At 41.5% G+C, this 14,013-nt stretch carries 11 protein-coding genes and 1 pseudogene; 10 read left to right on the top strand and 2 right to left on the bottom strand.

Going from position 1 to position 14,013, the window contains the following annotated elements:
• Positions 1-50 precede the first annotated feature (50 nt).
• Positions 51-545, top strand: a complete 495-nt coding sequence (locus J5566_RS04110) for an ATP-binding protein (RefSeq protein WP_208562200.1) — start codon at positions 51-53, stop codon at positions 543-545.
• A 65-nt stretch (positions 546-610) separates the two neighbouring features.
• Here J5566_RS04110 and J5566_RS10795 read toward each other — a convergent pair.
• Positions 611-809, bottom strand: a pseudogene (locus J5566_RS10795) (ISL3 family transposase); the annotation flags it as partial.
• Between the two features lie 785 nt (positions 810-1,594).
• Between J5566_RS10795 and J5566_RS04105 the strand changes: the two are divergent.
• The 6 genes from J5566_RS04105 to J5566_RS04080 all read left to right on the top strand — a co-directional run bounded on the left by J5566_RS04105 (position 1,595) and on the right by J5566_RS04080 (position 8,900).
• The gene (locus J5566_RS04105; RefSeq protein WP_208562199.1) at positions 1,595-2,827 is read left to right on the top strand and encodes a DNA cytosine methyltransferase; all 1,233 of its coding nucleotides are present in this window, start codon (positions 1,595-1,597) and stop codon (positions 2,825-2,827) included.
• Positions 2,828-2,893: 66 nt separating this feature from the next.
• Positions 2,894-4,477 carry a hypothetical protein gene (locus J5566_RS04100; RefSeq protein WP_208562198.1) on the top strand — a complete coding sequence of 528 codons (1,584 nt, stop codon included), beginning with the start codon at positions 2,894-2,896 and terminating at the stop codon, positions 4,475-4,477.
• Complete coding sequence (locus J5566_RS04095) at positions 4,474-5,553, top strand: MmcQ/YjbR family DNA-binding protein (RefSeq protein WP_208562197.1); 1,080 nt, start codon at positions 4,474-4,476, stop codon at positions 5,551-5,553. Before J5566_RS04100 ends, J5566_RS04095 begins: the two co-directional genes overlap by 4 nt.
• 66 nt (positions 5,554-5,619) lie before the next feature.
• Positions 5,620-6,612, top strand: a complete 993-nt coding sequence (gene asnA / locus J5566_RS04090; protein ID WP_105151131.1) for an aspartate--ammonia ligase — start codon at positions 5,620-5,622, stop codon at positions 6,610-6,612.
• 141 nt (positions 6,613-6,753) lie between these two features.
• Entirely contained in the window at positions 6,754-8,601 is a 1,848-nt protein-coding gene (gene typA / locus J5566_RS04085) for a translational GTPase TypA (protein WP_208562196.1), read from the top strand.
• Positions 8,602-8,624: 23 nt separating this feature from the next.
• The gene (locus tag J5566_RS04080; RefSeq protein ID WP_208562195.1) at positions 8,625-8,900 is read left to right on the top strand and encodes a DUF3165 family protein; all 276 of its coding nucleotides are present in this window, start codon (positions 8,625-8,627) and stop codon (positions 8,898-8,900) included.
• A gap of 117 nt (positions 8,901-9,017) precedes the next feature.
• Here J5566_RS04080 and J5566_RS04075 read toward each other — a convergent pair whose 3' ends face one another.
• Positions 9,018-10,220: a mechanosensitive ion channel gene (locus J5566_RS04075; protein ID WP_208562194.1), complete on the bottom strand. Its 1,203-nt coding sequence runs from the start codon at positions 10,218-10,220 to the stop codon at positions 9,018-9,020.
• A 186-nt stretch (positions 10,221-10,406) separates the two neighbouring features.
• On the opposite strand from J5566_RS04075, the gene murD reads away from it, so the two are divergent.
• The 3 genes from murD to J5566_RS04060 are packed head-to-tail and all read left to right on the top strand — an operon-like array spanning position 10,407 to position 13,876.
• Entirely contained in the window at positions 10,407-11,759 is a 1,353-nt protein-coding gene (murD, locus tag J5566_RS04070) for a UDP-N-acetylmuramoyl-L-alanine--D-glutamate ligase (RefSeq protein ID WP_208562193.1), read from the top strand.
• Between the two features lies 1 nt (position 11,760).
• A complete protein-coding gene (locus J5566_RS04065; protein ID WP_208562192.1) occupies positions 11,761-12,840 on the top strand; it encodes a UDP-N-acetylglucosamine--N-acetylmuramyl-(pentapeptide) pyrophosphoryl-undecaprenol N-acetylglucosamine transferase in 1,080 nt (359 codons plus the stop codon).
• Positions 12,830-13,876, top strand: a complete 1,047-nt coding sequence (locus J5566_RS04060) for a cell division protein FtsQ/DivIB (protein ID WP_208562191.1) — start codon at positions 12,830-12,832, stop codon at positions 13,874-13,876. The genes J5566_RS04065 and J5566_RS04060 overlap by 11 nt, the downstream gene beginning before the upstream one ends.
• Positions 13,877-14,013: the final 137 nt, after the last annotated feature.

Here is a 14,013-nt window from a genome sequence, read left to right as displayed (position 1 = left end):
TTTAATAATTATGAAAACGTTAGCAAATGCTAATGTTTTTTGGTATACTTATGGAAAAGAGAAAAGGAAAAATCATGGTAAAAACACGATCAGCTAATGAGACAATAAAAGGTTATAAGTATGTTCCTAAAAGTGGCCAAGTTAAATATAGGGCTTCTAGACAGTCGATTGAGCAGATTGCAAAAGAAGGAAGGAAGTATGGTGTTACATTATTATTGTCTAGTCAAAGACCATCTGAAATATCGGAAACAATTTTTTCTCAATGTAGCAACTTTATTACAATGAGACTGACAAATCCAGTGGATCAATCATATGTTAAGCATTTATTACCGGATTCAATGGGAACTATGATAGATAAATTACCGAGTTTATCTACGGGAGAGGCGTTGTTAATTGGCGAAGCTACTACTATGCCTACCATTGTTAAAGTCGATACCTGCGATAAAGGACCCTCGTCTAAAGACATTCTTTATTTTGAATTGTGGAAGGAAAGTTGGAGGGATATTGAGTTTAATAGTTTAGAGGATATTTGGCAGAAAAAATGATTTTAGTTCATAATTTGGATATCTTACTAAAAGTTGTAAAAAGACTGAAGTTAAATTCTTATACTACTTTCTAATTTGAACTCCTTGAGTTTTCTCATAACTGTTAAGGCTGAAATGGATAGCCTATGTGAATGTGTTTCATCGCTTGATTCTCAATGAGTAATAGGGTGATTTTCTGATTGATGGCAATAGCTGTATGATGATTCTTTTTACTAAGTGGAGTTTTAGAAACGCAATTTTCCAAATATTACACTTGAAATGACGCTGTCTAGGTGAAATAAGGAAAACGAAACCAGTAGAATACATATTTTTTATTCTGGTTAGATCTTTGCTTTTCAATTTTAAGATTAGGAATCGGAAGTCTCTCCCTTAATTCTTGATTTATTCCATATGAGTCCTTTCTAATGTGAGTTTCGTAGCGTTCATCATAGGTTATATGGGCTTGTTTCTACATTTAAAAAAGTTCTATAATTTCCATAGTTGATGAATCCACTATGGAAATTATAGAATCGGTATTATTAAATTAACGTTAATACAATATTCGTCGAACTAATCCATTTGACTCGAATTTCTGTGCCAACCGTAGCCTCCATATAATTAAACCAATCATTGAAAGCTTTTATATTTCCTTGACAGGATAAATTTTTTGCATAAATATCTCCTGACTGGCTACTTCCACTTGTCTTTACAATTCCATTAAAATATCCATCAGTTGATTATGCATTGAAAATATTGTGATCCCAAATATCCTGGATATGAGTATGGTTTGAGTTATAAATTTCATATTGACAAGCACAGTGAGCTGGGATTGGAATATAGCATTCACCTGTAATCAATGGTCGTGAATTTGAATAACGGTGTGTCCCCCAACCAATGTGAGTGGATTTCAATGTGACTGTAAAACAATCTCCTACTTGTGGCATAAAAACTCCTCTGATATCATAATGTTGTATTTTTTCAATGGAACTAAAGAGTAAGTGGCTGCAATTTTTCTTGTAAAATGTTATACTATCCTAGTTAAATAATTTTCCTAGAAAGCAGGTGCTTACATGACAAATTCTGTAAGTTCACGCCAGCAGGGGAAGTTTGCTATTGCAGCGTTCTTCTCTGGTGTTGGTGGAATTGAGTTGGGCTTTGAGCAGACCAACGAGTTCAGAGTGGTGTATGCCAACGAGTTTGATAAGTATGCCAGACAGACTTATCAGTTGAATTACCCAGATACTTATCTGGACGGGCGTGATATTCACGCAGTATTGCCAGAGGAAATCCCTTCGGAAACAGTCGATGTGATTGTAGGAGGCTTTCCTTGCCAGGCTTTTAGTATCGCAGGCTATCGCAAGGGCTTTGAAGATGACCGTGGCGACCTTTTCTTTGAGTTGCTTCGTATGATTGAAGCCAAGAAACCCAAGGCGATTTTTGTCGAGAACGTGAAGAACATGGTTTCTCATGACCACGGCAATACCTTCAAGGTTATCCGTGAAGCCTTGACCGAGAACAACTACTTTATCAAGTGGAAGGTCTTGAACGGCAAGGACTATGGAAATATCCCGCAGAACCGCGAGCGGATCTATATTGTTGGCTTTGATAACAAGGAAGCCTACGACAAATTTGAGTTTCCAGAGGAAATCAAGCTGACCACTGAGCTTCAAGATGTCATTGATTTTGGGGCAAAACCAGAGGAGAATTACTATTATCGTCAAGGAAAGCAGCCCTTCTTTGAAGAGTTAAAACACGCTGTTACCAGTCAAGACACAGTTTACCAGTGGCGACGTCAGTATGTAAGGGAAAATAAAAATGGTGTCGTGCCAACCCTGACAGCTAATATGGGAACAGGTGGGCATAATGTTCCTCTCATCTTGACTGATACTGGAGAAATTCGTAAGCTAACGCCAAAAGAAACCTTTAACGTTCAAGGTTATCCAAAGACCTTCAAAATTCCGGAAGGTGTTTCTAATGGACAACTTTACAAACAGGCTGGCAACAGCGTTGTTGTACCAGTTATCAAGCGAATTGCGGATAAGATTGCCGAAGCATTGAAAACTTCCTCCGGTCTGTCACAGTTGGAACGAACTGGAAATGTCGCCATCATCTATACTAAGATGAATGGTCAGTTTGAAGGGCAGTCTTATGTGAAAGACTTTGTTGCGACCTATGACGAAGCGATTGCTAAGTTAGATAGCTACAATGACGGTTTAGGAATTTTGTCGGACGAAGACTATCTACGTTTGGTCAAAAAAGGTGGGAATTTAGAATTTTATAGTATTGCTATTACGAATAATTAGGTAAGGGGACTAGTGAAAATCTAGTCTTCTTTTGCTATACTATGATTAGAAAATGAGGTAAAGTCTATGTGGGAAAAATTAAAAGCAGAGCAGAAAGAAAAGTATCGGACACTGATTACCAATTTTGCGAGTCTGAGCGAGGCTTTTTCGCAAAAGTCTGAAACAGATGAGGAAAATGAAACCTTTAATTATGTAGCTCCGATTATTAATTCCAAATTCCAAGAAACAGTCTTTCAGAGAGCCTTTCAAGCAGTTGGTGAGGATATTGCCAACACTTCTTTTGATGCTTCGGTTATGGTGGATAGTCAGTATAAATACTTAGTCGGCATCAAGTCTTTCGGCATTCAGTCAGGGGACCAAAAAGTTGCCCAGTTCAAGAAAGATTCGCAGGGATGGACCGAGATTTTACAAGAGATTAAGTTTAATGCGATGATTGCTCCAGATAAAGCAACGGCAGATAAAAATAATCAGGTACTTTACTTGAAACTGGCCAAGGAAATTTCTCTCTTGCGTAACCAGCGGATTGAATCTTCAAAAGCACGAATTCGTGGTTTTGCATCGGACTCAACGGTGGAGTCTGTTTACCATGTCTTAATGCCAACGGCAAAGGGAGCTAAGCCACAAATTTTTGTAGGAGAAACCAGTTACCTTCCGATTGATGTCGAAAATTTACAGATTAAGGGAGCGACCAGTCTAAAAACTCCGACAAATTTTGCCTTTACAGATGGCCAACATGATTACAAATATACCGCAGCAGATAGTCAACTTCACATGACATTCCATAACAAAGAGATAGTTGTAGATACATGGGATGTGGACTATGTGGAAGATCCATTTTATATTTTTGAAAATCTCCACACTTTATCTGCGGATGAGAAAGAAAACCAAGTTCTTGATACAGTGTCATGGGTTATCACAGATAAGCATGGTCATGTTGAAGAAAATTCAGGCTTTAATGCCTTTAATGGTGGAGCTAAGTTAGCTAAAAAAGATAGATTATCACGCATTCAGAGAATCCAAGAGGAATTTTCGGATCAGCTCAGCTCGGAAGAACTTGCATTTGTAACCTATTCTTTGGAGGAAATTTTATTGAAAAAGTGGTCCTCTAAAGAAGTAAAAGCTGAAATGAAAAAAATTCGGACTGCCTTGATAAACTTTGCTCAGAAGTCGAGAATTGAAAAGCTATCTGAAAAACTGGAGAAATTGGTTTACCGTCCAGTTAGTGAAGTTTACATTCCACTGCCTGATTCTAAAAAGTTTCATGATGCTCGACCAGACTTTTTCGGTCACAATGTTGGGACATTTGATGAAACAGGCAAAAAATTGGCACTGTCGAAAGAAGAACGAACTTTTACGCTTCGTTTTCTATCATCAGGAGATGCTATTGAAGCCTACATCAATCAAGAATCAGGCAAGGCCATTCAGTCGGTGGATAGGCAAGATATTCTTGGGGAATGGTTACTGAGAGGTGTATTTCAATTAGCTGAACGTGAAGTATTGACAGGCAAGAAATTAGAATCTCTGGAAATAAATGGTATTCGATTAACCAAATTCAAAAATGGTGAAATCGGTATTGAATTTATTTGGATTGATACTGAAAATCCACCAACAGATGCGATTGGCTGGGTTAGTAGAAAAGGAAAAAAATGACAAATGTAAATAGCAAACTACAAATCCACCTCCCCTCCCTTATCCCTTTCGGTTTTATCCTCTCCAACAATCGTTACACCTACCGTGAGGTCTTCATGGAGGGGCAGTTTGAGGCAGTGGTGGAGGTGGATGAGGCTGGTCATCTGTCGTCCTATGTTTGGGATTGTGAGATGGAGGAGGTCTATACTGCCCATATGGTGACTGCGCCAGCTGGGGCTTTTGTGGGTCAGGTACGTGAGGCTTACCAGTCCATTTTGGATCGGGTAGAGGAGGCATGTTGCATCGCTCTGCCATTTACCAAAGACCAAAGCAACCGCATAGCCCAGCTCATCAAGGAGCAGTGGGGGGACCTGCCTGACTATCCCTTTGCCAAGTTGCCGACCTATGGGGCATTTCGCCACCCTGCCAATGACAAGTGGTACGCCCTGGTGAGTCAGATTCCGAGGGACAAGCTGGATGGGAGCGGGTCTCAAGAAGAGGTGGAGATTGTCAATCTCAAGGTTGACGGTCGGGAAATAGCAGAGCTGCTGAGTCAGTCGGGCATCTTCCCTGCCTACCATATGTCGAAGAAGACCTGGGTATCAGTCTTACTGGATGATACGGTGGAGGACCAGACGGTGTTTGCCCTCCTTGAGAAAAGTCGTTATTTGGTGGGACCGAAATCCTACAAGGCGGAGCAAGGGCCTGATTACTGGGTTATTCCAGCCAATCCAAAGGTCTATGATATTGATACCGAGTTTACGGAAAATAAGATTGTCTATTGGCCGCAAAAATCAACCATTCAAGCTGGGGACATCGTAGCCATCTATGTGACGGCACCAGTACAGGCTATTCGGTATGTTTGTCATGTCTTGGGGGCGAATCTAGAAAATCACGGACAATCAGACATTCCTACAGATAAGAAAGTCATGCAGGTGGAACTGCTTGCTCAGCTGTCCGATGATGTACTTCCTAGAGCGCGCATGATGGACTTGGGTGTCAGGGCGGTGCGTGGTCCTAGACGCTTGACAGAGGGCGTGATAGAAGTGCTGTCAGCCGAAGTGAAAAAACCTCCATTAAATTATCAGAATATTTAATAAAAAGACTTTACAAGTGGGTAAAAAAGAGTATAATAAGGTGTATAAATTTTAAGGAGGTAAGGTATGAAGAAAAGCTTCATTCATCAGCAAGAGGAGATTTCTTTCGTCAAAAATACATTCACCCAGTATTTGAAAGACAAGTTAGAAATCGTAGAAGTGCAAGGACCGATTTTGAGTCGTGTCGGGGATGGTATCCAAGATAATTTGTCCGGCGTGGAGAATGCAGTATCGGTGAATGTGAAATTGATTCCCAATGCGACCTATGAGGTGGTTCACTCTCTTGCAAAATGGAAGCGTCATACCTTGGCTCGTTTCGGTTTTAATGAAGGTGAAGGTCTCTTTGTGCATATGAAGGCCCTTCGTCCAGATGAAGATTCCTTAGATGAAATCCACTCAGTCTATGTGGACCAGTGGGACTGGGAAAAGGTGATTCCAGCAGGTCGTCGTAACTTGGCATATTTGAAGGAAACGGTGGAGCAGATTTACAAAGCTATCCGTCTGACCGAATTGGCCGTTGAAGCTCGTTATGACATTGAGTCTGTTTTGCCGAAGAAAATCACCTTTATCCATACGGAAGACTTGGTGAAAAATTTCCCTGATTTGACGCCAAAAGAGCGTGAAAATGTGGTGGCCAAGGAGTACGGGGCAGTCTTTCTGATTGGTATTGGTGGAGAGTTGGCTGACGGTAAGCCACATGACGGCCGTGCACCAGACTACGATGACTGGACCAGTCCATCTGAGCCAGGCTACAAGGGACTAAATGGGGATATCTTGGTTTGGAACGAGGTCTTGGGTTCAGCCTTCGAATTATCCTCAATGGGGATTCGGGTTGATGAGGCAGCCCTTCGTCGCCAAGTAGCTATTACAGGAGATGAAGAGCGCTTGGAATTTGACTGGCACAAGGCACTCTTGAGTGGTTTGCTTCCGCTGTCTATCGGTGGTGGTATTGGGCAATCGCGTTTGGCCATGTTCTTGCTTCGTAAGAAACATATCGGTGAAGTGCAGTCTAGCGTGTGGCCACAAGAAGTGCGAGACAACTTCGAGAATATTTTGTAAAAAAAGAAGAGATTGGTTTTCAATCTCTTTTCTTTCTTGTTTATCAAACAAACTGAAAACATTTACAATGTGATTATCTGTGATTTTTCAGTCAATCTATGATATACTTTTTTAGTTACATTAAATGATATAGAGGATATTATGACAAAACTTAGAAATGACATCCGTAACGTAGCCATTATTGCCCACGTTGACCACGGAAAAACAACCCTTGTTGATGAGCTCTTGAAGCAATCACAAACTCTTGATGAGCGTACGCAGTTAGACGAGCGTGCCATGGACTCGAACGATATTGAAAAAGAGCGTGGAATCACCATCCTTGCTAAAAACACTGCTGTAGCCTACAACGGAACACGTATCAACATCATGGATACACCAGGACACGCGGACTTCGGTGGTGAGGTTGAGCGGATCATGAAAATGGTTGACGGTGTTGTCCTTGTCGTAGATGCCTACGAAGGGACCATGCCACAGACTCGTTTCGTATTGAAAAAAGCACTTGAACAAAATTTGACACCAATCGTCGTTGTCAACAAGATTGATAAGCCTTCTGCTCGTCCAGAAGAAGTTGTAGATGAAGTGCTTGAGCTCTTCATCGAACTCGGTGCAGATGATGACCAATTGGAATTCCCTGTTGTTTATGCGTCAGCCATCAACGGAACGTCATCTTTGTCTGACAATCCAGCAGACCAAGAAGAAACTATGGCACCAATCTTTGATACCATCATCGAGCACATCCCTGCACCAGTTGATAACTCAGATGAACCTTTGCAGTTCCAAGTATCCCTTTTGGACTACAACGACTTCGTAGGTCGTATCGGTATCGGTCGTGTCTTCCGTGGAACCGTAAAAGTAGGTGACCAGGTTACCCTTTCAAAACTAGACGGTACTACTAAAAACTTCCGTGTTACTAAGCTATTTGGTTTCTTCGGTCTTGAGCGTAAGGAAATCCAAGAAGCTAAAGCTGGGGACTTGATTGCCGTTTCAGGTATGGAAGATATCTTCGTTGGTGAAACTGTAACACCAACTGATGCGGTTGAGCCACTTCCAGTTCTTCGTATTGACGAGCCAACTCTTCAGATGACTTTCTTGGTCAACAACTCACCATTTGCAGGTCGTGAAGGTAAATGGGTAACATCACGTAAAATCGAAGAGCGTCTTTTGGCAGAATTGCAGACGGATGTATCCCTTCGTGTAGATGCGACAGACTCTCCAGATAAATGGACTGTTTCAGGTCGTGGTGAATTGCACTTGTCGATCTTGATTGAAACCATGCGTCGTGAAGGCTATGAGCTTCAAGTATCACGTCCAGAGGTTATCATCAAGGAAATCGACGGAGTGAAGATGGAGCCCTTCGAGCGTGTGCAAATCGACACACCAGAAGAATACCAAGGTTCAGTTATCCAGTCTCTTTCAGAGCGCAAGGGTGATATGTTGGATATGATTTCAACTGGTAATGGTCAAACTCGATTGGTTTTCCTTGTACCAGCCCGTGGTTTGATTGGCTACTCAACAGAATTCCTTTCTATGACACGTGGATACGGTATCATGAACCACACCTTCGATCAATACTTGCCAGTTGTTCAAGGAGAAATCGGTGGTCGCCACCGTGGTGCTCTTGTTTCCATCGATCAAGGTAAGGCAACGACCTACTCTATCATGCGTATTGAAGAGCGTGGAACCATCTTTGTCAACCCAGGTACTGAAGTATACGAAGGTATGATTATCGGTGAAAACTCGCGTGACAACGACTTGACAGTCAACATCACAACTGCTAAACAAATGACCAACGTCCGTTCTGCAACCAAGGACCAAACGTCTGTTATCAAGACGCCACGTATCTTGACTCTTGAGGAATCACTTGAATTCTTGAACGACGATGAGTACATGGAAGTAACGCCAGAATCAATCCGTCTTCGTAAGCAAGTCTTGAACAAGGCAGAGCGTGACAAGGCTGCTAAAAAGAAAAAATTAGCAACGGAAGAATAAGCTGACGCACACAAGGAGGAATCATGTTTTACTTGATTATAGCCATTATCTTGGTACTCTTCTATCTATTTGTAGCGCCGAATAATATCAAGGGGACCATGAATGTGTTGATTGCGGTCTTCCTCATTGTCATTTTGTTCGCCGCCCTCCTTTTAGGATTTCTAAAGATTTTGGAGGTTCCTCTAGAAGTTTGGTTAGGAATAGCTATGGTAATCTTGGGCCTCCTTGCGATGCGCGACATCTATCATTTGGATAGACCTAAAAAGCGCCTATCCATTCGGCGATTACAAAAAAAATAAAGAGCCAGTTGGCTCTTTTTCATTTGGCGAATATTCAAAAAAGAGTCTGGAGATTGAATCCAGACTCTTTTGGATTTACCTTATTAGGTTTGGGCTTTTTGTGAATCGACTTTGAATCTATTCTTTATCAATTTTTTTGTCCAATTTTTCCAATTGTTTTGCAGCGAAGTCCCGACCGCCAAGACCAAATGCAAGGGCGAAGGCTACTGCAAATGCTCCAAGAACAATTGTAAAGGTTGATTGCACGATATTTTGTGCAAATTTCAATTGGTCAAGTGCCATAAAGACCGCCAAGACAAGGATGCCGTAACGGACCAAACCTGCTAGGAAGGCGTTGTTTGTTACCTTGTTTAGGAAACTTGACAAGATGTTTCCGCCAATTACTGCCAAGACAACGATAGCGATAGCGCTGATTAAAGATGGAAGGTAAGCAAGAATTGCAGTACCAACTGAGTTGAAGACTTGAAGGTTCAAGACTTGGATCGCTTGTACAAAGAAGAAGATGATGATAATGGCACGTACTACTTGTGCAATGACTGCTGAAAGTTGGAAGTTGGTGTCTTCCTTGTTTGTTAGGTATTTAGAGTATGTATTGATGCCGGCAGTTTCAAGGAGATTTTCCAAGAGGTTGCCGATTAATTTAGAGATAAAGCTACCAAGTGCAATCAAGACAAGTGCAACCAAGACACTTGGAAGAGCACCGATTACTTGGTTTAAAATTGTAACGATTGGTTGAGAGATGCTTGTAATACCAAGTGTTTCCAAAGCCAAGGTCAAGATTGGGATGAAGACCAAGACATAAACAACGGTTGCCAAAACGGAAATTAGTTGTTTGGTGTCAATAGGAAGTTTCTCTTGTCCAGTAACTTTTGCATACCAAGTATCGATATCGAGGCGTTCCAAGAAAACAACCAAGAGGCTCTTGATAAAGTTGCAGAAGAAGGTTCCGACGAAGAGGATCAAGCCTGCTGCAATCAAGTTTGGAATGAAGGCAAAGAATTTTTGGAACATGCTGGCAATTGGATCAACTGTTGAGCTGATATTCAAACCAGAAAGAATGGATGGAAGGAAGAAGAGGATGACCAGGAAGTAAACCAACTGACCGAGATTTTTAATGACTCCTTTACCGTCGTCTTCTTGTTTGATAACGCCCCATTTGTGCAGTTTGTCAGCAAACTGGATTTTATTGAGGCCAGTGAAGGTGAGCTTGCGCAAGAAGCTAGCGAGCACAAAGGCAATCACCAAGAGAATCAACATGCTCACGAATCCTGGCAAGGCAGAAACAAGTGGCAAGAAAAGGGTTTCAAGAATATTTGTCATAATGACACTCCTTTATATATTTTTCACTCGTAGTCTAACATGTTTATAATAGAATAGCAAAGAAGATGACTCCATTTTGTAATAATTCTAAAAAAATAGTTTAAGAAGTTTGAAAGTGACCGCTCTGGCTTGAAAATGGGGGATTTTCCATGTAAAATAGTAAGTTAGAAAGAATGGTATCTATTGATGAAAATGATTGAAGATTTTAAGAATAAAAAAGTTTTGGTATTGGGCTTGGCCAAATCTGGCGAGGCTGCGGCTCGGTTATTAGACCGCCTTGGTGCAATCGTAACTGTCAATGACGGTAAGCCTTTTGAAGACAATCCGATGGCTCAGGCCTTATTGGAAGATGGGATTCGGGTCATCTGTGGTAGCCATCCCTTGGAATTATTGGATGAAGAATTTGCCTTGTTAGTGAAAAACCCTGGTATCCGCTATGACAATCCTATGGTGGTGAAGGCCCTGGACAAGGGGATACCTGTTTGGACCGAGGTTGAATTGGCTTATCTTGTTTCTGAGGCGCCGATTGTGGGCATCACAGGGTCAAATGGGAAAACAACAACAACGACCATGATTGCAGAAGTTCTTAATGCGGGAGGTCAATCTGCGAAATTGTGTGGCAATATTGGCTATCCTGCCTCAGAAGTGGTTCAAGAGGCGCGTGACAAGGATTGTCTGGTGATGGAGCTGTCTTCTTTCCAATTAATGGGAACGGAGTCATTCCTCCCTAAGATTGCAGTCATCACAAATTTAATCGCAAGTCACTTGGATTATCACGGCAGTTTTGACCAGTATGTGGCAGCCAAATGGATGATTCAACGTCAGATGACATCGGAAAATATCTTAGTATTGAACTTTAACCAGGAAGAGGCGCGTGCATTGGCACATGAAACAAAGGCAACAGTCTTACCGTTTTCGACCCAAGAAGTGGTGGAGGGTGCCTATCTTTTGGATGGCAAGCTCTACTTCAAGGGAGAATGGATCATGGATGCCGATCAGATCGGTGTGCCTGGTTCACACAATATTGAAAATGCCTTGGCAACGATTGCGGTAGCCAAGTCTCTTGGTGTTGATAATCAAGCCATTCGTGATAGTCTGGCTGCTTTTGGTGGTGTCAAACACCGCCTGCAGTTTGTTGATGAAATCGCTGGCGTCTCTTTCTATAATGATAGTAAGTCGACCAACATCTTGGCGACTCAGATGGCCTTGTCTGGTTTTGATAATGCGCAGGTTATCTTGATTGCTGGTGGTTTAGACCGTGGCAATGAATTTGATGATTTGGTGCCAGATATTCGTGGCTTGAAGCACATGGTAGTGCTTGGACAGTCGGCTGAACGGGTGAAACGGGCGGCGGATAAGGCAGGTGTAGCTTATACAGATGCAAAAGATGTTGCAGATGCAACTCATAAGGCATTTGCCTTGGCGAGTCAAGGTGACACAGTTCTTTTAAGCCCTGCCAATGCAAGTTGGGATATGTATGATAATTTTGAGGTGCGTGGGGAGGTCTTCCTCAAGGCAGTAGAAGAATTGAAGGGATAATATGAAGAAAATCATCTTTACAGGAGGAGGAACAGTTGGCCATGTGACCCTTAATCTCCTCTTGATTCCAAAATTTATTGAAGATGGCTGGCAGGTGCATTATATTGGTGATGCGGCTGGGATCGAATACCAGCAAATTATTAAATCGGGTTTGGATATCCAGTTCCATCCGATTGCAACTGGGAAGCTCCGTCGGTATTTTTCATGGCAAAATGCCTTGGATGTTTTTAAGGTTGGTTGGGGTATTCTCCAATCTCTCTTTGTGATGGCAAAAGTTCGTCCGCAAGCACTTTTCTCTAAAGGTGGCTTTGTCTCAGTTCCGCCTGTCATTGCAGCGCGTTCCTTGGGGATTCCTGTCTTTATTCACGAATCAGATTTGAGCATGGGCTTGGCCAATAAGATCGCCTATAAATTTGCAACGACCATGTATTCTACTTTTGAGCAAACTGCTGGTCTTGAAAAGGTTGTCCATGTTGGGGCTGTTACAAAGGTTGCTCAGTCAAACAAGGTGACACCGATTCAGTTGCCGGATATTTTGCGTCATTTTGATGAAGAAAAACCTGTTCTACTATTCATCGGTGGGTCGGGTGGTGCCAAGGTCTTTAATGACTTTATCAGTTCAGAAAAAAATGCCTTGACACAACTCTATAACATTATCAACATAACCGGTCATTCGGATTTGAATGAATTGTCCGATAATCTATACAGGGTTGACTATGTGACAGACCTCTATTTTCCCTTGTTGGCTCAAGCTGATTTGGTGGTGACAAGAGGTGGTTCCAATACCCTCTTTGAATTGGTTGCAGGGCAAAAACTGCATGCCATTGTTCCACTAGGAAAACAAGCTAGTCGAGGTGATCAGTTGGAAAATGCGGCCTATTTTGAAGAAAAAGGTTATGCCAAACAATGGTCAGAAGAAGACTTGACCATGGAACGTTTTCCAGGCTTGGTGGAGGAAATTTTCCAACAAAAAGATCTATTCCTGAAAAATATGGAAGAGTCAACCGACATTCAATCCTTGGAAGCCTTTTATGAGCGCTTGAAATCAGATATCGGAAGAAGGTCTAGGTATGAAGGATAGAGAAGACCAGAAGGTAATGGAAGAACAAGAAAGCATACTTTTTGAAGAAGAGGTGCAAACAGAGTCTGTTGAACAAGGTTCTGAAGAAGCTGGGAAGCCGGAAAGTACTGAAGATGTTGTTCTTGAGGAGGCTGATCAGAAGACTGCGGAAGAAGACGAACACCAAGAGGAAGCTAGTCAATTTCTAAAGTCCTGGCGGGAAAAGCACGAAGCCTATTTGGCTAGCCAGGCTCAATCCTTGGAAGCAGTTAGAGAAGAAGTGGAAAAGGATTCTGACCAAGGTCAGAGAAAAAAACGGCCTTCTTTTTTTAAGAAAGAAAAAAAGGTTAAAGAAGACCAAGTAAGTATTCCTAGAAAAGCGTGGGCCAAAGCCGTTCCGATCTACTTGGTAGCTGTTAGTGTGGTATTGTTAGCAGCCTATTTTATCAGTCCTTGGAGTAAGCAAAAGCAGCTAAAAGTGACAGGTCAAATCCTGCTGACGGCAGAAATGGTCAAGCAGTATAGTTTAATTTCAGATCAAGATTATAGTCTGACAACACTTTTGCATAAAGATGCTTATGCAGCCAATGTAGAAAAATCTAGTAACCTAGTAAAAACTGCAAGCATTTCGTATCAATTTCCCAACCAGTTTACTATCGATATTGAAGAATACAAGGAAGTTGGCTATATCAAGCAAAACAACACTTATTATTCGGTTCTTTCAAGTGGAAAAATTGCGGAAATTGAAACTGCAGAAGAAAACCTAGGGACAGATTATACCTTGATGAATTTGACGGATAAAGAAATGATTAAGAAACTTGCTATACAATTGGATGAGATCGACCAGAAAATCTTGACCAATATCCAACAGGTTGACTTGACTCCAACTACAGCTACAGTGGACTTGCTGACACTGACCATGTACGATGGCAACAAAGTTCTCATACCACTATCACAAATTAGCATCAAATTGCCCTATTATTTGACTATTTCACCTCAATTAACAGTAGCTAGTGTTATTGATATGGAAGTGGGAGTCTATAGCTATGCACTTTGAGTTAGAAAAAATCAAAAGAAATCAAGAAATAAGCTAATAAAATGCCCTTTTTCAGATATAATATGGTATAATGAAAAATGAATAATTCTATCAAAAAAAATAGAATTTAAAAATGTTAAAGTTGAAAGTAAGAGAGG

This window comes from Streptococcus suis, from assembly GCF_017601095.1.
Taxonomy (GTDB): domain Bacteria; phylum Bacillota; class Bacilli; order Lactobacillales; family Streptococcaceae; genus Streptococcus; species Streptococcus suis_Z.
Note: the sequence above shows the minus strand (reverse complement) of the source record. Positions and strands in the feature narration are given on the sequence as shown.